At 69.2% G+C, this 17,806-nt stretch carries 20 protein-coding genes and 1 tRNA gene; 11 read left to right on the forward strand and 10 right to left on the reverse strand.

Annotated elements, in window-relative coordinates:
• Window positions 1-56: 56 nt before the first annotated feature.
• The 3 genes from ACIQFY_RS05410 to ACIQFY_RS05420 form a co-directional block, all read right to left on the reverse strand.
• Window positions 57-2,075, reverse strand: a complete 2,019-nt coding sequence (locus ACIQFY_RS05410) for a VWA domain-containing protein (RefSeq protein ID WP_400338632.1) — start codon at window positions 2,073-2,075, stop codon at window positions 57-59.
• Window positions 2,068-3,483 carry a magnesium chelatase gene (locus ACIQFY_RS05415; protein WP_400338634.1) on the reverse strand — a complete coding sequence of 472 codons (1,416 nt, stop codon included), beginning with the start codon at window positions 3,481-3,483 and terminating at the stop codon, window positions 2,068-2,070. Before ACIQFY_RS05415 ends, ACIQFY_RS05410 begins: the two co-directional genes overlap by 8 nt.
• Window positions 3,484-3,607: 124 nt before the next feature.
• The gene (locus tag ACIQFY_RS05420; protein ID WP_066655822.1) at window positions 3,608-4,807 is read right to left on the reverse strand and encodes a cobalamin-independent methionine synthase II family protein; all 1,200 of its coding nucleotides are present in this window, start codon (window positions 4,805-4,807) and stop codon (window positions 3,608-3,610) included.
• 249 nt (window positions 4,808-5,056) lie between these two features.
• Here ACIQFY_RS05420 and ACIQFY_RS05425 point away from each other — a divergent pair, with 249 nt between their 5' ends.
• The 3 genes from ACIQFY_RS05425 to ACIQFY_RS05435 all read left to right on the forward strand — a co-directional run bounded on the left by ACIQFY_RS05425 (window position 5,057) and on the right by ACIQFY_RS05435 (window position 7,713).
• The gene (locus tag ACIQFY_RS05425; RefSeq protein WP_066658565.1) at window positions 5,057-6,457 is read left to right on the forward strand and encodes an MFS transporter; all 1,401 of its coding nucleotides are present in this window, start codon (window positions 5,057-5,059) and stop codon (window positions 6,455-6,457) included.
• Between the two features lie 149 nt (window positions 6,458-6,606).
• Window positions 6,607-7,281 (forward strand): GntR family transcriptional regulator, encoded by a 675-nt coding sequence (locus tag ACIQFY_RS05430; protein WP_400338636.1) that lies wholly within the window; start codon window positions 6,607-6,609, stop codon window positions 7,279-7,281.
• Between the two features lie 342 nt (window positions 7,282-7,623).
• Window positions 7,624-7,713: transfer RNA gene (locus tag ACIQFY_RS05435), tRNA-Ser, on the forward strand.
• Between the two features lie 57 nt (window positions 7,714-7,770).
• Here ACIQFY_RS05435 and ACIQFY_RS05440 read toward each other — a convergent pair.
• Window positions 7,771-8,928, reverse strand: coding sequence for a tyrosine-type recombinase/integrase (locus ACIQFY_RS05440; RefSeq protein ID WP_400338638.1), 1,158 nt, complete (start codon window positions 8,926-8,928; stop codon window positions 7,771-7,773).
• Window positions 8,929-8,972: 44 nt separating this feature from the next.
• On the opposite strand from ACIQFY_RS05440, the gene ACIQFY_RS05445 reads away from it, so the two are divergent.
• The 3 genes from ACIQFY_RS05445 to ACIQFY_RS05455 all read left to right on the forward strand — a co-directional run bounded on the left by ACIQFY_RS05445 (window position 8,973) and on the right by ACIQFY_RS05455 (window position 9,969).
• Entirely contained in the window at window positions 8,973-9,416 is a 444-nt protein-coding gene (locus ACIQFY_RS05445; RefSeq protein ID WP_400338640.1) for a hypothetical protein, read from the forward strand.
• On the forward strand, window positions 9,406-9,633 hold the full coding sequence (locus tag ACIQFY_RS05450) for a hypothetical protein (RefSeq protein WP_400338642.1): 228 nt from the start codon (window positions 9,406-9,408) through the stop codon (window positions 9,631-9,633). Before ACIQFY_RS05445 ends, ACIQFY_RS05450 begins: the two co-directional genes overlap by 11 nt.
• A 114-nt stretch (window positions 9,634-9,747) precedes the next feature.
• The gene (locus ACIQFY_RS05455) at window positions 9,748-9,969 is read left to right on the forward strand and encodes a hypothetical protein (RefSeq protein WP_400338644.1); all 222 of its coding nucleotides are present in this window, start codon (window positions 9,748-9,750) and stop codon (window positions 9,967-9,969) included.
• A 126-nt stretch (window positions 9,970-10,095) separates the two neighbouring features.
• Here the strand turns inward: ACIQFY_RS05455 and ACIQFY_RS05460 are convergent, their stop codons facing one another.
• Window positions 10,096-10,272 carry a hypothetical protein gene (locus ACIQFY_RS05460; RefSeq protein WP_400338646.1) on the reverse strand — a complete coding sequence of 59 codons (177 nt, stop codon included), beginning with the start codon at window positions 10,270-10,272 and terminating at the stop codon, window positions 10,096-10,098.
• 87 nt (window positions 10,273-10,359) lie between these two features.
• Here ACIQFY_RS05460 and ACIQFY_RS05465 point away from each other — a divergent pair, with 87 nt between their 5' ends.
• Window positions 10,360-10,656, forward strand: coding sequence for a hypothetical protein (locus tag ACIQFY_RS05465; protein WP_400338648.1), 297 nt, complete (start codon window positions 10,360-10,362; stop codon window positions 10,654-10,656).
• A gap of 174 nt (window positions 10,657-10,830) precedes the next feature.
• The gene (locus ACIQFY_RS05470) at window positions 10,831-11,322 is read left to right on the forward strand and encodes a DUF4145 domain-containing protein (protein ID WP_400339224.1); all 492 of its coding nucleotides are present in this window, start codon (window positions 10,831-10,833) and stop codon (window positions 11,320-11,322) included.
• A gap of 34 nt (window positions 11,323-11,356) precedes the next feature.
• On the opposite strand, the gene ACIQFY_RS05475 is transcribed toward ACIQFY_RS05470, so the two are convergent.
• Window positions 11,357-11,584, reverse strand: coding sequence for a hypothetical protein (locus ACIQFY_RS05475; RefSeq protein ID WP_400338650.1), 228 nt, complete (start codon window positions 11,582-11,584; stop codon window positions 11,357-11,359).
• A gap of 517 nt (window positions 11,585-12,101) precedes the next feature.
• Entirely contained in the window at window positions 12,102-12,566 is a 465-nt protein-coding gene (locus tag ACIQFY_RS05480; RefSeq protein WP_400338652.1) for a hypothetical protein, read from the reverse strand.
• Window positions 12,567-13,041: 475 nt separating this feature from the next.
• Between ACIQFY_RS05480 and ACIQFY_RS05485 the strand changes: the two genes are divergently transcribed.
• A complete protein-coding gene (locus tag ACIQFY_RS05485; protein WP_400338654.1) occupies window positions 13,042-13,377 on the forward strand; it encodes a hypothetical protein in 336 nt (111 codons plus the stop codon).
• Window positions 13,378-13,687: 310 nt separating this feature from the next.
• Window positions 13,688-14,089 carry a hypothetical protein gene (locus ACIQFY_RS05490; RefSeq protein ID WP_400338656.1) on the forward strand — a complete coding sequence of 134 codons (402 nt, stop codon included), beginning with the start codon at window positions 13,688-13,690 and terminating at the stop codon, window positions 14,087-14,089.
• Between the two features lie 31 nt (window positions 14,090-14,120).
• On the opposite strand, the gene ACIQFY_RS05495 is transcribed toward ACIQFY_RS05490, so the two are convergent.
• The 3 genes from ACIQFY_RS05495 to ACIQFY_RS05505 all read right to left on the reverse strand — a co-directional run bounded on the left by ACIQFY_RS05495 (window position 14,121) and on the right by ACIQFY_RS05505 (window position 16,486).
• On the reverse strand, window positions 14,121-14,546 hold the full coding sequence (locus ACIQFY_RS05495; RefSeq protein WP_400338658.1) for a hypothetical protein: 426 nt from the start codon (window positions 14,544-14,546) through the stop codon (window positions 14,121-14,123).
• 386 nt (window positions 14,547-14,932) lie between these two features.
• Window positions 14,933-15,658 (reverse strand): DUF3800 domain-containing protein, encoded by a 726-nt coding sequence (locus ACIQFY_RS05500; RefSeq protein ID WP_400338660.1) that lies wholly within the window; start codon window positions 15,656-15,658, stop codon window positions 14,933-14,935.
• A gap of 363 nt (window positions 15,659-16,021) precedes the next feature.
• A complete protein-coding gene (locus ACIQFY_RS05505) occupies window positions 16,022-16,486 on the reverse strand; it encodes a helix-turn-helix domain-containing protein (protein WP_400338661.1) in 465 nt (154 codons plus the stop codon).
• A 291-nt stretch (window positions 16,487-16,777) separates the two neighbouring features.
• Here ACIQFY_RS05505 and ACIQFY_RS05510 point away from each other — a divergent pair, with 291 nt between their 5' ends.
• Window positions 16,778-17,776, forward strand: coding sequence for a glycosyl hydrolase family 18 protein (locus tag ACIQFY_RS05510; RefSeq protein WP_066655816.1), 999 nt, complete (start codon window positions 16,778-16,780; stop codon window positions 17,774-17,776).
• Window positions 17,777-17,806 lie beyond the last annotated feature (30 nt).

Here is a 17,806-nt window from a genome sequence, read left to right on the forward strand (position 1 = left end):
CAGCGGCTGCCGGGCCGTGCCCGGTGGGGAGCCTCCCGTCCGTCGGCTGGCCCCGGTCAGCCTGCCCGGTCGTCGCCGAACAGGGACGCGCCTCCGCGACGGGAACCGAGGTACGACCCGACCACGGCGACACCGAGGTCGTCGTTCTCGGGCGCGACGACCGAGCCGTCCACCCGTCGGGCCATGGCATCGATGAACCGCGCCAGCCCGGGGTCGTCACCGAGTCGGAAGAACGTCGTCTGCGCTCCGAGCCGGCCGGCGTTCTCGAGCTCGCGGACCGTCAGCGCGATCGTCACGGGATCGGGCGGGTAGCCGAACCACACCTGGCCGTTCGGCTCGAGGTGCGAGGTCGGCTCGCCGTCGGTCACGACCAGGAGCACTGGCTGCGCCGTCGGGTGCTTCCGGAAGTGCCGGTTGGCCAGCAGCAGTGCGTGGTGCAGGTTCGTGCCCTTGTCCCACTGGGCGTCGAGGCCGACGAGTCGTTCGACGTCCATGACCTCCGCCTCGCGCCCGAAGGCGATGAGCTGCAGGTCGTCGCCGCGGAACCTCGTGCTGACGAGGGTGTGCAGCGCGAGGGCCGTCCGCTTCATCGGGATCCAGCGGTCCTCCATCGCCATCGAGAACGACGTGTCGACGAGGAGCGCCACGCACGCCTGGGTCCGCGCCTCGGTCTCCTGCACCTCGACGTCGTCGATCGTCAGGCGGACACCCGGTCCGGTGCGTCCGTCCGCCGCGGTCCGGACCAGGGCGTTCGTGATCGACCGGGGGAGGTCCCACGGCTCGGTGTCACCGAACGCCCACGGTCGGGTCGCCCCGGAGGGCTCGCCCGACGCCCCGGCGCGACGGAGGTCACGCGCGCCCTGGCGCCCCGACATCCGCTCGGCCACGTCCCTGAGCAGGCTCTTGCCGAGCTGCCGCATCGCCTTCGGGGTCAGCCGGAGGTGTCCGTCGGTGCCGCGCTGCACCGCGCCCGAGTTCCGCAGGGCCTGCTCCAACCGCTGCAGGGTCCGGGCGTCGACGGTGGCCTCGTCGCCCAGCTGACGCTGCAGGGCGTCGAGGTCGAGGTCGGCGAGGTCGGACCCGGGCCCGGACTGCGCCAGCTGCTCGGCCAGGGCGTCGAGGTCGGCGATGTCCTGGAAGACGCCGGTCCCGTCGCCGAGTCCGAGGCCCTGCTCGCCGTCCATCCGCTCGGAGCTGCCCCAGTCCTCGCCGGGGCGGAGCGCGCGGAGGGTGTCGTCGAGCTGCCCGAGCTGACCCATCAGGTCCGGTGAGCCGAACGCCTGCTGGGCGAGCGCGTCGAGCTCGTCGCGCTGCTCCTGCGTCATCGAGTTCCGCATCCGCTGCGCGGCCGCGGCTCGTGCGGCGAGGTCGTCGAGCAGCTCCTCGACGTTCTGCGGGCCGGACGGGAAGTACTGCCCGTGCTGCGCCGTGAACGCGTCGAACTGCTCCTGCGTGTCCGTGCCGCGGCGGTGGTCGTCGAGCAGCTGGTTGAGGTCCCGCATCATCGCGGACACGGCTGCGCGGTCCTCGTCGCTCGCGTTCTCGAGCGCCTGCTTCATGCCGGCGAAGCGCTGGTCGAGCACCTCGCGTCCGAGCAGGTCCTTGATCTCGTCGTACTTCTGCCGGGCCGTCGGGCTCGTCCAGTCGTAGTCGTTCAGCTCCTGCACGGCGCTCGCGGGCGACGGCGGCAGGCTGTCGAGCTGCAGCTCGGCCAGGGCGCGGTCGCCGTCGTCGAGCTCGACGTTCCGGGCGAGCTCACCGCGCTCGGCGAGCAGGGCCTGGTCCAGGAGCTCCCTGACCTGCTGCAGGGTGCCGTCGAGGTTGTTCCGGCTGGTGAGCTCGCGCCGCCGTTCGGCGACGCGACGCATGAGGTCGTCGAGCCCGCGCTGGGTCTGGCCGCCGCGCCGGAGGAACTCGCGGAGGGCACGCTCGGGGGAGGTGCCGCCCATGACGTCCTCGCCGATGGCGTCGAGCGCCTCGGCCAGGTCGACCGGGGGAGCGAGGGGATCCGGACCGCCCTCGTACTTCCCGTAGCGGGCGTCGCGGGTCAGGCGGCGGTTCTGCCGGCTAGCCATAGACGGCCTCGCCGCCCCCCGACTCCTTGCTGATGCGTCGGGCCAGGAAGAGCCCCTCGAGCGCGAGTTCGATCGCGCCGGCCCGCTCGCCGTCGTCACTCGCCCCGAGTCGCTCGCACACCTGGTCGTAGACGTCCGACTCGCCGATCGACGGGAGCCCTTCGAGGAAGGCCCGGGCGCTGACCTGCTCGCCCGTCGTCACCATCGTGCCGCCGTCGAGTGCCTCGACGAGGACGCCGAAGTCGATCCCGCGGAACCGCGAGCGGACGGTCTCGGCCGTGGCGGTGCGGAGCAGGTGCTCGAGGACCTCGTCGGCACGGTCCTCCTCCCCGTTCTCGAACTCGATCTTGCCGCCGAGGACGTCGACCGCGGTCTCGAGGTCGATCGGCCGCGCGACCGGGTGCTCCTCGCCCTGCCGCGCGGCGCGGTGCACGGCGGCGGCGGAGATCGTCTCGGCGCCGGCGATGGCGAAGCGGGCGCTGACGCCGCTCCGCTGGTCGACGGCGCTGGACTGGCGCAGGGCACGTGTGAACCGGGCGAGGATCTCGACCAGGGCGTCGGGGACCTCGGCGGTGAGCTGGGCCTCCTGCCGGATGACGGCGACCTCGTCGGCGAGCTCGATGGGGTAGTGCGTCCGGATCTCGGCGCCGAAGCGGTCCTTCAGCGGCGTGATGATGCGGCCGCGGTTCGTGTAGTCCTCGGGGTTGGCGCTGGCGACGACGAGCACGTCGAGGGGCAGGCGCAGCACGTAGCCGCGGATCTGCACGTCGCGCTCCTCCATCACGTTGAGCATCGCGACCTGGATGCGCTCCGCGAGGTCGGGGAGCTCGTTGATCGCGACGATGCCGCGGTGCCCGCGGGGGATCAGCCCGAAGTGGATGGTCTCGGGGTCGCCGAGACTGCGGCCCTCGGCCACCTTCATCGGGTCGACGTCACCGATCAGGTCCGCCACGCTGGTGTCGGGGGTCGCGAGCTTCTCGACGTAGCGCTCGTCGCGGTGCACCCACGAGATCGGCAGGGCGTCGCCGAGCTCCTCGGCGCGGCGGGTGCTCGCGGTGGTGATCGGCTCGAACGGGTGCTCGCCGAGCTCGGACCCGGTGATCACCGGGGTCCACTCGTCGAGCAGCCCCTGCAGCGTGCGGAGCAGGCGGGTCTTGCCCTGCCCGCGCTCGCCGAGCAGCACGACGTCGTGCCCGGCGATGAGCGCACGCTCGAGCTGGGGGATGACGGTCGTCTCGAACCCGTGCAGGCCGGGCCAGGGGTCGCGGCCCTCGCGCAGGGCCTGGAGGAGGTTGTCGCGGATCTCGGCGCGGACCGACTTCTGGACGTGCCCAGCAGCGCGGAGCTCGCCGACCGTGTGGATGTCAGGTCGGGTCACGGTCCGCACGCTACGCCCGCGCACCGACATGCGGACGGGAGGCGCGTCTCGGCGCTCGGCTCCGGAGAACGCAACCTCGGCGACACCTCGCAACGCTGTACCGCTGCGAGGACCCGCCGACGTTGCGTCTTGCGGGAACAGTGCGGCGGGAGCGTCAGCCGAACAGGCGGCGCGACGCGATCTCCGCACCCTCGACGAGTGCTCGGAGCTTCGCCCACGCGACGTCCGAGGCGACGAACTCGTAGCTCGCGAAGGTCGCCAGGCCGCAGTCGGTCCCGGCGACGATGCGGGTGGGGTCGCCGACGGCCTCGGCGGCCTCGACGATCCGGTTCGCCACGAGCTGCGGGTGCTCCAGGTAGTTGGTCGTGACGTCGATGACGCCCGGCACGAGCACCGCGTCGTCGGGGAGCGGCAGGTCGCGGAAGGCCGGGAACTCGTGCGCGTGCCGCGGGTTGCCGAACGGGATGCTGAAGGACCCGACCTCGGCGCGGTACAGGTGGGGGAGCAGCACGTCGACCGGGACGTCGTCCTGGTGCGGGCCCTGCCAGTTGCCGTAGCAGACGTGCAGCCGCGTCTGCTCCTTCGGGATGTTCCGCAACGCGTGGTTGAGCGCGTCGACGTGCAGGTCCACGGCGGCCAGGAACTCGTCGAGCGACGCGTCGCCGAAGTGGATGACGCGCTCCATGGCGAGGTCCGGGGCGTCGAGCTGCAGGACGTGCCCGCGGGCGACGATCTCCTCGTACTCGACGCGGAGCTGCTCGGCCAGCGCGAACACGTACTCCCGGTGGTCGCGGTAGTGCGGGTTCTCGTCGTCGAGCAGCAGGGTCGTGGCGACGATGCCCGGCGTCGCGGCGGAGATGAAGGTGCCGGCCGGGGTGCGGCCGGCGGCGGCGTTCCGGGCGAGCTCGCGTTCGAAGCCGTCGAGGTCCTCGCGGATGCCGGCGCGCTCCTGGTCGTACTCGAGCAGCCCCTGGGCGAGCGGGGTGTCCCACACCCGGGCGAACTCTGCGCCCTCGTCGATCTGCCGGGCCTGGAACGCCGCGTACTCCGGGAACTTCACGCTGTCGAGCGTCGGCTTGCGGTGACCGGAGCCCCCGAACCCCGACAGCCGATCGCGGATGTAGGTCGAGAAGCCGACGCGCGGGACCTCGCCGTCGTTGACGACGTCGAGGCCCGCGTCGAGCTGCGCGTCGACGGTGCGCGCGAGCACGGCGGCGATCTCCTCGCGGAGTGCCTGTTCGTCGTGGGGCTTCCCCTGGTCGCGGGCCACCAGGAGCGCGGTCAGCTCGGGCGATCGGGGGAGCGAGCCGGTGTGCGTGGTCAGGATGCGGTCGATCGAGTTCTGGGTGGGCACGTCGTCACGCTACCGACGCGGGCTACGGCCGCGTGCGGTCGTGACGTCGCGCGTCACCGCGATCCGACGCGGACGGGAGGCACGGTGCGGGCCCGCCCCGCGCCTCCCGTCCGCGACGCACGAGTTCCTGAATCTGTGAGGACGTAAAGCTGCGCTGGTACTGGGAACCAGCCTGGAATCTCCGGAGTACGGTCCGCTCTCGTGAGCAGCACGACGAACGGGACGATCAAGAGCCTGGTCCCCGCCAGGATGGACAGACTGCCGTGGACGCGCTTCCACTGGAGCGTGGTGGTGGGTCTGGGGGTGTCCTGGATCCTCGACGGCCTCGAGATCCAGATCGTCTCGAACGCCGGCTTCCAGGCCGACCTCGACCTGTCGACGCAGCAGGTCACCCTGCTCGGCACCATCTACCTGGTGGGACAGGTCGTCGGCGCCCTGGTCTTCGGACGAATGTCCGACCGGCTCGGCCGCCGCAAGCTCTTCATCCTGACGCTCGCGATCTACCTCATCGGTTCGGGCATCGCCGGACTCGCCCAGGACTTCTGGTTCCTGGCGGCGTTCCGCTTCGTGGCGGGCCTCGGCATCGGCGGTGAGTACGCGGCGATCAACTCGGCGATCGACGAACTCATCCCGTCGAAGTACCGCGGCCACGTCGACATCGCCATCAACGGCACGTACTGGGGCGGTGCGGCGCTCGGCGCCTTCGCCAACATCTACCTGCTCGACACGTCGATCTTCGCCGAGAACATCGGGTGGCGCATCGGGTTCTTCCTCGGCCCGGTGCTCGGCATCGCGATCATCTTCCTGCGGCGGCACATCCCGGAGAGCCCGCGGTGGCTGATGACCCACGGACGCGAGGAGGAGGCCGAGCGCACGGTCTCCGAGATCGAGGCCTCCGTCGAGAAGTCCACCGGACATCGGCTGCCGGACGTCGACGAGTCGAAGGCCATGACCGTCACACCGCTGGACAAGGTCGGGTTCCTGACGATCGCCAAGGTGCTGCTGAAGCAGTACCCGACCCGCACCCTGGTGGGCGCGACCATGATGATCACCCAGGCGTTCCTCTACAACGCGATCTTCTTCACCTACGCTCTGGTGCTCACGAACTTCTTCGGGCTGAAGACCGCGGAGACGGCCGTGTACTTCTTCCCGTTCGCCATCGGCAACCTGCTGGGGCCGATCGTGCTCGGTCGGTTCTTCGACACCTGGGGTCGTCGGCAGATGATCTTCCTGACCTACCTGGTGTCGGGTCTGGTGCTCGCCACCTCGGCGTTCCTGTTCCGAGCCGACGCCATCAGCGCCACCGTGCAGGTCGTGTTCTGGTGCGTCTCGTTCTTCTTCGCCTCGGCCGGTGCCTCGAGCGCCTACCTGACCGTGAGCGAGATCTTCCCGCTCGAGCTGCGGTCGCAGGCGATCTCGTACTTCTTCGCCCTCGCGCAGATCTTCGGTGCGGTCGCCCCGGCGATCTACGGCGCGTTCATCGGGGACGGGTCGTCGCGTGAGCCGCTCTTCTGGGGGTACCTGCTCGGGTCGGCGGTGATGATCGCCGGCGGGATCGTGGCGTTGGTGTTCGGGGTCGATGCGGCGCGCAAGGGTCTGGAGGACATCACCCAACCCTTGTCCGTCCTCACCGACGCGTCCAAGAAGTAGGATTTCGTATACGTGATGTTTAGCGCCGAGACCCTCCCGCTGGGAGGGTCTCGGCATGGCACTCCTCCACATCCCGACCCCGACCGGATCGTTCCCCTGGTCGCCCGCTCCCGGAGCACCGGGTGGTCGTCGTGCGTGACCCTGGGGCGATGGATCGCTCATCGTCCTCGGGGAACGACCGGGTCCCCGACCCGAACGGCATCCGCCGCAGCCTGCTGCGTGACGCCGTCTTCCTCAAGCTGCTCGAGAACGTCCTGCGCGGGGTCTACCGGCGGGGGCAACGGCTCCGGCTCGACGACATCGCCCGGGACATGCAGGTCTCGCGCACACCCGTCCGCGAAGCTCTCGTCCCGCTCGAGTCGCTGCGGCTCGTCAGCGTGCAGCGGTACGTCGGCGTCGTCGTCGCCCACTGGTCCGTCGGCCAGATGGTCGAGCGACTCCGGGTCGCCCGGGCGATGATCGCCGATCCCGCTCCCGGCTGCCACGGGGCGGACGAGCAGTTCGACGCACTCGTGCTCAGGTCCTGCCTGACCGAGGCCGGGGCGCTCGTCGAGCTCGGCGCCTGGTACCTGCGTCGGCGCGGTGCGATCGTCAGTGCCGACTGGCTCACGGCGCAGCGCGCCGTGCTCGACACCTTCTTCACGGACGACGTCGCCGTGGCGAACGGCATCGACGCCGTCGTCGGGCGGCGTGCTCGCGTGCAGCAGGTCGAACGGGCGGCTGCTGCGGCGGAGCGTGGACAGCTCGACGAGTGCGCCGCAGCGCTCGTGGGGCTGGCGGAGGACCTCATCGCGTTGCCCGACCGGTTCCGCTCCGCCGCCTGAGGCACGGCGGAGGTGGTGCCCACCGGAGCACCCAGAGCGGGGGCGCGGACCGGGTCCGCGCCCCCTGGTCGTCCCCGTCCGGGCCGCCGCGGTCGGGTGCGTCGGGCTCGGCAGAAGGGGGGACGACATCTGGTGCTGTGTCGCGGCGACGGGGGAGGTGATGCCCCCGGAACGTGATGTCCGCGTCCCGACGATGCTAGGCGTCGGGGTACGAGCGGACAAGCCCCACCTGTCCCCACTTCAGGGGACCCGGCGACCGAGCCGAGGCGATCGTGTCGTGGCGGGAGGTCGAGAGGAGGCTCGTCCTCCTGTATGGTGGGTCTCGCGCTCGTGAGAGCGCACGGAGACGTCGCATAGTCCGGCCGAGTGCACCACCCTGCTAAGGTGGAGTCCCCTTTGAGGGGACCGAGGGTTCAAATCCCTCCGTCTCCGCACAACGCATAGCCCCTCCGATCCGCAGCAACATAAGGATCGGAGGGGCTTCGTCGTTTAGTGCGCGGGTGGTTCTGCCCACGTTCTGCCCACAACCACGGTGCGAGCAGCGTGATCGAGACCGTCGGCGAGGGCGTCGAGGTCGTCGTCGAAGAGGTCGGCGTAGACGTCGAGCGTCATCGCGGCGGAGGCGTGCCCGAGCATTCGCTGCACGGCCTTCACGTTCGCGCCCGAGCTGATAGCGAGTGACGCGGCGGTGTGGCGCAGGTCGTGGAGTGTCATCGCCTCGAGGCCGACGGTCGTCAGCGCGGTCTTGAACCACGATCGTGATCCGGTCGAGACCCGGGTGCGGCGGAGGTGCAGTCCGCGGTCGTCTGCAAACACCAGGTCATCGCGATCTTTTCCGCTGATGGCGCTCTCGAGGCCGGGGCGGAGGAACGCCGGGAAGACGACGGAGCGGCGCTTGTGCGTCTTCGGGGTGCCGACTTCGATGATGCCGCCGACCTCGACCGCGTTCACGGCGACGTTGATGCGCCGGCGCTCGAGCTCGACGTCGCGGACTCGTAGGCCGATGGCTTCTCCCCACCGAAGGCCGGTGTAGCCGAGAACGAGCACGAGGACGTTACGGTCGCCGGATGCGTCCGCGAGGTCGTGCAGTTCCTGGTGGGTCAGGTAGACGTGCTCCTTCGAGACCTTCCTCGGGAGCTTCACACCGCGTGCGCGGTTCGTCGAGATCCGGCGGTCGGCGACGGCTGCGTCGAGGATCGAGGCAAGCACTCCGTAGGCGCGCAGCACGACGGTGGCGCTCTTCGTGGCCGCAAGCTCGGTGACCCAGTCCTGCACGTCGCTGTGCTGGACGCGTCCGACGGGGACCTTCCCCCATGTTGGCTCGACGTGCACCCGCCAGGCGGTCTCTACCGGCCGGAGTGATGACGGTTTGAGGTGCGACCGGGTCTTCACTGCGACCACCGCGAACCCGCGGCCACGTACCTGGCGTCCGAGAAGAAGGTCTGCAAGCTCATGACGATGCTGCGCCTCGAGCGGCAGGTCTGAGACCGGCAGGGCGTCCTCCGGTTCTACGACGAGCACGGCTACTACCCGGCCGACGGCGAGTCCCTCGACAAGCCGCGAGCAGTACCGGCGTGCGCGGCCACGGCGATGGTCGAGCGGCGGCCCGCGGTCTGCGCCCGGTGGCTCGGGCACGACGGCGCGCACCGGTCGCTCACGACCGGCTCGGTGGTCGAGTGGGGTGAGGACTGATGCCGATCCTGAACTACACGACCGAGATCGCCGTCGGGAAGACGATGGGAGAGATCCAGACCGCGCTCGCCCGCCGCGGTGTCCAGCGCATCTCGACCCTGTTCGACGACGAGGGCACCCCGGCCGGGCTCGGCTTCACCATGAAGACCGACTACGGCGTCCGCGAGTTCGAGCTGCCCGTCCGGACCGCCGGTGTCCTCGTCGCCATGCAGCGCGATCCGAAGGTGCCGAAGCCGAAGCAGACGACCGAGCAGGCTGCTCGCGTCGCCTGGCGGATCGCGAAGGACTGGCTCGAGGCGCAGGCCGCGCTGATCGACGCCGGGCTCGCGTCGCTCGACGAGGTGATGCTGCCCTACATGCTGTCCCCGGGCGGCCGCACCTTCTACGTCGAGGCGCGGGAGACGATGCTCGCGATCGAAAGCGGCGGTGCCGATGGCGGATGAGACCTGGTGGACGAAGCGGCAGGCGATGAAGCACCTCGGGATCAGCAGGCAGACCCTCAGCGGCTACATCACCAGCGGCGCCGTCACCGTCTACGGCCGCGGCAGGGAGAAGCTCGTCCGCCGCGTCGAGGTCCAAGCCGAGTACCGACGCCGCGCACTCCGCCGCAAGTCAGGCCGCTGGGGACACGCCGACCGAGCAACCCCTCCCGGTACCTGACACTTCCGTGCTAGCCTTGCGGCAGCCAACCACTACGTCACGGTTGCCAGCACGCTTCCGAAGGCCCTCACCATAACGGTGGGGGCCTTCGTCATTCCCGCTACCGTTCACTGCATGACCGAGCAGAACGACACGACCTACAACATCCGGATCAGCGTGCCGGGCGGCAAGACGATGACCGCCACGCTGCGCACCGTGGGAGGGAAGCGCATCGAGCTCGACGTGTGGAACGAGCCGGGCGACCCGAGCTTCTACCGGATCGGCCTCGTCGGTTCCATCGACGCGAATCCGGTCGAGTACAAGGCCGTCAGCTTCCACCCGGTCACCATCCCCTAAGCAACCCCGGAGAGGCGTCGTTGCCCCGGGAGAACGGGAGGTCCGCCCGGCCGTCGGAGGCGAATGGATTCGGGCCGGCGCTTCTGGGAGGTTGCGCCGGCCCGACCAGGACTGCTACTGCTTCTGCTACTGCTTGACGATCGTGCTGCCAGGCTGCGCACCACCAGCGAGGTAGCGGTACGCGAGAGCGAGCTCGCTCAAGGCGGACGGATTCACGTCCGCCTTGATCTTCTCATTGATGTGATTGAGCAGTTCGAGCGCGACGTCGTTCTGCTTGCGTCCAACGGTGACTCCATCGGCCATGGTGATTCCTTCCGCTTAGGTGATGGGATCTCACACAGTAGGTTCGACCGCCGACACCCGAGCGAAGAGAAAGACGCAGGTCGAGCAGTGAGCAAGCACCACCCCTCCACCCGCCGGATGCGGGCCGTCCGCGAGGAACGCCGCGCCACCTGGGCGGCCGAGGACGCCCCCTGCTGGCTGTGCGGGCAGCGGATCGACTGGAACGTCCCCGCCGGGTCCACCGACGACGCGTTCGAGTACGACCACTACTTCCCGGCCAGCACCCACCCCGAGCACTACGACGACCCCGCGAACGGGCGGCCGTCGCACCGGGGCTGCAACCGCGACCGAGGCAACGGCGCCCCGCGCGCTGGCCTCGGCACCCTGTCCCGCGTGTGGCTTTGACTAGGACCGCCCGTCGGTAGCGAATGTGACAATCGCTTCATGACCGCTCACCGATGCGCCTACTGCAGGGCGCAGGCGAACATGAAGCCTGTGTATCTCTCGTCCACTTCAGAGCCGTGGGGAGGCGGGTGGCGAAGCCGCGTAGCAGTCGTATGCGACAACTGCGCGGAGGTCATGGTCGTCGTGGGGTCGACCAACGGCAGCCTCGACAGGGGACAGACGACCACCGAGGACGTCGCACACCTATTGAGATTCGGACACTGGCTACCGACGAGTGTCGGTCAATACGAGTTCGAGCACGTTCCGGAGCACATTGCACGAGCGGCCGAGGAAGCGCACCAAGCCGCTGAGGTAGGGACCCACATGGCTGCGCTGCTCATGGCGCGTACCACCGTCGAAGCAACCGCCAAGGACAAGGGCATCCTCAAAGGCAGTCTGTTCGAGAAGATTGACAGGCTGCGCGATGATGCGCACATCAGGAGCAACATCGCCGAGGCTGCCCATCAGATTCGCCACCTGGGGAACGACATGGCGCACGGCGACCTCGACGACGCCCCTGACAAGGAAGATGTCACCGACGTGCTGACGCTCATGGACGCACTGCTCCGCGAGGTCTACGAAACGTCGGCGATCACCTCGAGGATCATCAACCGGCGCCAGGGGTAGGGGCGGTCACGCTTCAACACTCCCGCCGGCCGGTTCACCCCTGCCAGGAGACCTCGACGAACACAGCGACGTCGGACCGGGCGACCGCGAACGCCTTCACCTCAGCGAGCACACCGATCTGGTCGAAGCAGAGATCGTGCACAGTAACGGGCTGCGGCGGATCGACGGGCTCCGGGCTGCCGATCGCGCTGAGGGACAGGGAGTCGGCGGCGTACATAGGAACGTCTTGATGCTCGGGCGGAGCCCACCGGTGATCGGCCATGCCGTCACGGTGGCGACGACCGCTGACACCGAGAAAGGTCGGCCGCTAGGGCACCGGCGCCTCCGGCTTCGCCTTCGTCCGCTGCGACCAGCCACACCGATTCAGGCGCCGCGCACGCCAGCGGACAGCGCACCGACGTCCCCGTGGCCAAATTCCGGGTTGCTGTCACCGAGAGCTCGTGGTCCGGGCGGTGGGCGCGCGCCACCCGCAGGCGATGGACGCGGCGCTCCCCGCCGGTCGACGTCGCGAAGACGGTCGTCGACATCGCGCACGGCGTGAGTGGTGTCCGAGCGGCACCGGGCAAAGCTTTCCGCTGATCGGGTCTACGACCACGCGTACGCCGTCATCTACAGGTCCCGCGAGGGCCCGCAGACGGAGAAGAAGTACGCGGCGGACAAGGCAACGCAGCAGGAGCGGATCGATAAGGAACGTGGCGGAGGTCGTGTACCAGCACGCGCTCCGGCAGATGGAGGCCCTCGAGAGGAAGCAACGGCTACGGAGAGGAGCCTCAATTGGCTCAAGCAACGTCATCGAAAGTCGGCTTGGTGATCTCCGCGCCGGTGCGAGACTCAAACACTCGTAGAGCCCGTTCCGGTGAGATTTCACCACGAGCCCAAGCAGCAAGCACAAGCGATGCGTTGGCCTGGACGGAAACGTGCCGCTCAGGGTCGGTCGCCAAGAGTGACGTCATCGCGATGGAGGTGATCTGCCACTCGTCAGGGCGAAGCCACAGCTGTAGCTCCGTTGCGGTAGCAAGTCGACGCCCCATCTCGTCCCATTCCAGCCCTTCCCCTGCTGTGCGGGCGCCCGCTTCCATCACCGCCGGGAGTAGGCGGCGGAGTGCAGCTGTTCGGCTGTCAGCCTCCGAACGGCGACGCTCAGACCTCCGCAGGGCCCATGGCGTGATGACGGAGCCGGCAAGGGAAACGCCAGCACCGATGAGCGTCCCAACGAAAGCGATCTGGGACGTGTCTGAGGTCATGCTGCGAAGGATACTCAACGACCTCTCGGCTGCGCAGACCTCGGTGTGAACGGGGAGCGCCGCGGTGTGGGTCCTGGCGGTGTCGCACGGGTCCGGGCTGACGGGCAAGCCGTCCAGGCCGGCTACCGGTCGACGGGAGGCTGCCCAGGCGCGGATGGTCCGTGAACGCAGACGTGCTCGGCGGCGATGACGCGGTCGTGGTTGGACTGGTCGTACGGCAAAGCGGTGGCGAAGGACCGTGAGGTGGAGTTCGTCGAGCGGGAGGCTGCGGCGAGCACCCGACTCTTGAGCTGCTGGCGTCGTGTGGCTACGGGCTCTCCAACCCCGAGCAGGAAGGCCGATCGTGGCAACAGCGCGGAACGCACGATCACGAGTTGTGCGCCGTGACCTCGTCCTTCGGCACTCCGACCATCAGCTCTCCTCCTCGCGTTCGGGGGCGAGCGCACTTGCGGTGACCGCCTCTACGCTCCTGTTCATGCAGATCACTCCCGAGACAGCAGGTGTTGCGGCCGGCGTCGTGCCGGTTTTCCTGATTGCCCTTCTGCTCGAACAGCAGCGGCTGATGCCGTCTCGACGTGATCTGGACGCCATCGCGGACAACCGGTTTGAGATGGTGATGTGGCGAATCAAACAGGTCATCATCGGTCTGGCCATCGCCTTCGGCGGTGTACTTGAAATATCCCTGCTGAGCGTCGTGAACTCAGATGGAGCGTCGGGCTTCTGGGCGTCCTTCATCTGGAACAGCACCGTCTGGTGGGTAACCGTCCCAACCGTGTCGCTCGCCTTCACGATGTGGGATTCTCGCCGCTGAAGCACGGTTCCTCTTTCTCTCGTTCGTCCTTCTGGCCCAACTCGATGCCGGTCCTCGTGCCCTCGCGCCAGGGCCTCCAACACGGCCGCCTAGCTCAGGCTCATGTCGCGTGCGGCATAGCGATCGCCAGGGCACGCGGCCCACTTGCAGCCGTCCGCCGTGCAGGTTCACCGGCCTGACGGTGCTGCTGCGGGGGTGTCGCCCTAGTCACGCGTGAACGTACGACGGTGACCGTCGCGTTCGTCCCGGGCTGGCAGGAGCACCCTCGGGGTCTGTTCAGCCACGGCGACCACCCGCTACGGTTGCCGCCGTGATCAGCGTTGAAGCGGCCGGCGTCCTGGCCCAGGTGATTCCCGTAGGCCTACTCGTACTTGCCTTCGAGAGTAGTGGCTCGGTCGAAGCGAACACCCGCTTCGGGCAATTCCTGCTCTGGGTCCTCCGGTGGGCGGTGATCGGCAGCGCGTTTCTCGCATTGTCCGCCGAGGCGTCCTGCATCATCGCCGTGGCGAGCGAGGTGCCACTGCAAGGCTTTGAGGCCGTCTGGGTGGGGTCGATCACGACCTTGCTAGGAGTGACCGCGGGAGCGGCAATTCTCCTTGGAGTGTCGACCTCACACGGACTCGTCGACGCGCTCGCTCGCCGAGCGATGAAGGACCCGAAAGTGCGCGCTCGTATCGAGAAGCGTCTGAGCGACACGACGAGCAACGACTGACCCACCATTCGGTCGCCTGCCTCTACGTGGATCATGCCGCCACTGCCTCGTACTCGGCGCCCAGCGACGCGACACCTGCAGCGAGCAGGTCCCGCGCGGCCAGCGGGGTGACAGCGTTCCCGGCCGCCTTCACCGGGTCCCGGTTCGACACCGGCCGCGCGCGGTTCGGCGGCTGCCACTTGTAGTCCTTCGGGAACGCCATGTCGGCCGCAACCTCGTGCGGCTGGAACATGCGGAACAGCACCTCCGGCACCGTCTCCTCCGCCTCGCGCAGGCCGCGCGGGGCGAGCGTGTGGCGCTCCGGCTGCCGCAGGACCGCCTGGTGCCCTGCCGTCGTCAGCGTGCGGAGCTCCTCGAGCATCGATGTCGTCATTTCGGCGCCGCCGCTGTTTCGGGCGCTGCACACGACGAACTTGAAGGCGCTCGCGATCCCGGTCGTGATCACGGCGAACGACACGACGAAGGCGCTGATTCATCGGCTGAAACCACCCAGCTGCCGACGACGAGCGTCCATGCATGACGGCCCGTCCTTCCCCGGGCAGCCACCCAGCGACCGGCAGCCCGCCGCGTAGCCCTGCGTCGTCCCGTGACCCCCGACCAGGCCGAGGACGTCCGCACCGTTCACGCAGCATCACCGCCCGCCGCCGCCACAGCGACCCGAACCGCGTTCACCTCGACAACCACCGTCGCGTCGACCGTCCACACCCGACGGATCGAGGCGCGCCGTCGGGGAAGTCGCGCCAGTGCGCCGTTGTCGGCGCCCTGTGCTAACTTCTGAGCTACGACAGGCCTAAAGGGAATGTCGTCCGCCTGGGGCCCCGCTGACGCGGGGCCTTCAGTGCTTCAGGGGTTCCACACACTCTCGTGCTCGATCGCCGGGTAGATCGCGTCACGCGATTGCTGTATCGCGTGGATGAGCCTGGCGTCGGTGGTGATGTGGAACCGCTTGCGGAGGTAGATGAAGCCCGCAAGGTCGGCTGCCTGTAGCCCACGTTCGAGGTGGGATCCGCGCCACTGGATCGGCAGGTCGATCATGGGGAGAGTCGAAGGTCGGAATCCGGGAGTGCCGACTGTCGCCCAGGTCGCTGCACGCGCGTCGTGGTGAGCACTGTCCTGTACTTCGTCGGCAATGACGCGGACATGCTGCCCCCGCGCGGTGGCGTAGTCGTTGACGCGCTCGAGGAGGTGCTGCAGCGCCACCGCGTGGGGAGGGTCCGGCTTCACGTACCGGCGGATCAGGCGATCTTCGCGGACGCCGCGAATGAAGACCCGGGCGCCGCAGCTGGTGATGTTCTTCAGGGCGTTCCGGAAGGTCGCGTGCGCTGCGGCGGGCATCGCTCGAAAGCAGTCCCAGTCACCGCTGCGCTGGAACAGCTGCTGGGCGTGGAGCTCGGTGTTGGGGTCGATGCCGTGTGCCTTGTGCGTGCGCCACATGACGTGGTCGAGTCGGCGGGTCAGCTCGGGGAGCTGGTGGTCGTCGACGACGACGGCCGTGGTGAGGTAGACGTAGCCCTTGATGTAGGACTCGTCGATGAAGGCGTGCAGCACACGACACATGATGCCCTGCATGGGCGACACGTCCGACGTTGTCGTGACCACAACGCCTCTGTCGCAGGGCAGCAGTGGTACCGGGAACATGGGCGGCGCTCACGCTGAACGCTCCGCAGACGGCAGTCAAGCGTGTACGCGAGACCGACTACCGGGCTCGACCTAGGCAGGCGGAGTTGGAGCGCGAGATGTCTCGTGATCTCGCCGAGCATCTCCGACCGGTAGATCAGTCCGAGACGCGAGCGCATTCCTCATTCTGATCTGGCGGGATCACCTGCATGCTGCCGGCGTCGAGCGTCCTTCGGACACCAGCAAACGCCTGTGAGACGCCGGCAGACGCACGGAGGCGCGACACTCTCGCCACCAGGGGGACGTTCCTGCCGCTCAGAGAGCCTGCAGCGGGCCCCGGCGCCCAGGCGGCCTGAAGCCCATCCACACGTCGAGGTCCTCACGCCGGACTCGCCAGGTTGCGTTCCGCGCCCTCTGGGTGCCCTTGAGCTCACCAGCACGGCACGCGTCGGCGACCGTGCGCGGGTGACGCCGGGTGTACTCCGCGGCTTCATGGAGAGTGAGCACATCGTCACCAGACCGCGGCCGGTTGATCCACTCGTCGAGGACATCGGAGCGGTACTTCACGAGCCGGCCGACGCGCAACGATGGTGGGCCCTTGCGGAGTCGGCGCCACTCGTAGAGCCTCTTTGGCTGCACCCCGAGACGCGCGGCGGCCTGTTCGACCCCGAGGAGCTCCGGGGTGACGTCGGGCGCTGGCTGCGGCGGCTGGAGCTCGGCGAGTTGCCGGGCGACCTCCTCGCGAATCGCAGCGCGTAGGGCTGAGGTGAGCTCGTCCATGCCCACAGATTGCCCACAACGGAGCGCGAACGAGAGGTGTTGGCGAGTGCCGTCGTGACCCCAGATGCTCGTACTTCCGGGCATACGCCCGAGTGTCCCTACGGTGTTGAGGGGGCAGGCAGGGTTCAAATCCCTCCGTCTCCGCAGTCGAAGAAACCCCCGCCACCGGCGGGGGTTTCGTCGTTCCGGCAGGGTGCGCGCGGGAACACGACGGTGCGGCCGTGCTCAACGGCCGGGAGGCACGGGCCGGCCCGTCACGGGTGCCCTGGCCCCGCCCACTACCGTTGCCCCGTGCTCCGCTCATCCGCCCTCGCCGTCGCGCTCGTCGTGATCGTCACCACGGTCGCCGGCTGCGCCGACGCGTCCGCTGCCCGCGGCGTCGCCGTCGAGGCGTACGTCGAGCCGGGAGCCCCGACGGCGGTCGCCCGGGTACGAGCCGCCACCGAGCGGGCGGACACGATCGGCATCGACGGTGTCACGCTCTCCGCGGACGGCACGGGCCTCGCGCCGTTGCCCGACGGCGTCGACCGTCTGGCCCTCGCCGCGGCCCGCCAGGGCGCGCGACCGGAGCTCCTCGTCAGCAACTACTCCGAGACGCTCGGTGACTTCTCGCCGGAGACCGCCTCGGCGCTGCTGGCCGACCCGGTCGCCCGCGCACAGGTGGCTCGGGACCTGGCGGCCCTGGCGCACGACCACCACTGCACGGGCGTGCAGATCGACCTCGAATCACTGCGCGACCGCGACCGCGCGGGACTCGTCGCCTTCGCAGCCGCGCTCGAGGACGCGGTGCACGACGAGCTCGGTGCCGACGCCCCGGTGTCGATGGCCGTGATGGCGTCCACCTCGGCCGCGGGCTTCCGGGACACCGGGTACGACCTCCGCCGTCTGGCGGAGCACGTCGACCGATTCGTGCTGATGACCTACGACCAGCACGGCCCGTGGAGCGGACCGGGCACGATCGGCGCCCTGCCGTGGGCGCAGCGCGTCGTCGAGGTGGCCGAGCACGAGGGACTGCCGGCCGACCGCACCGACCTCGGCGTCGCCGGGTACGGGTACCGCTGGGGTGGACCGGACGCCGGGCAGGTATCGCCGGCGCGGGCCCGTGCGCTGGCCGGCGGTGCCGCACGCTGGTCGGACCGCACGGGGGAGTGGTCGGCGACCCTCCGCGACGGACACGAGCTGCACTGGTCGGACGCCCGCTCCTACCGGGCACGTGTCGCGCTGGCGCAGCGACTCGGGCTGCACGGCGTCGCGCTCTGGTCGCTGACGACCGAGGCCCTGCCGCGCTGACGCCCGCACCGACCGGACCGTGACCAGGAG

The organism is Curtobacterium sp. NPDC092190, assembly GCF_044755625.1.
In the GTDB taxonomy this organism is placed as follows: Bacteria; Actinomycetota; Actinomycetes; order Actinomycetales; family Microbacteriaceae; genus Curtobacterium.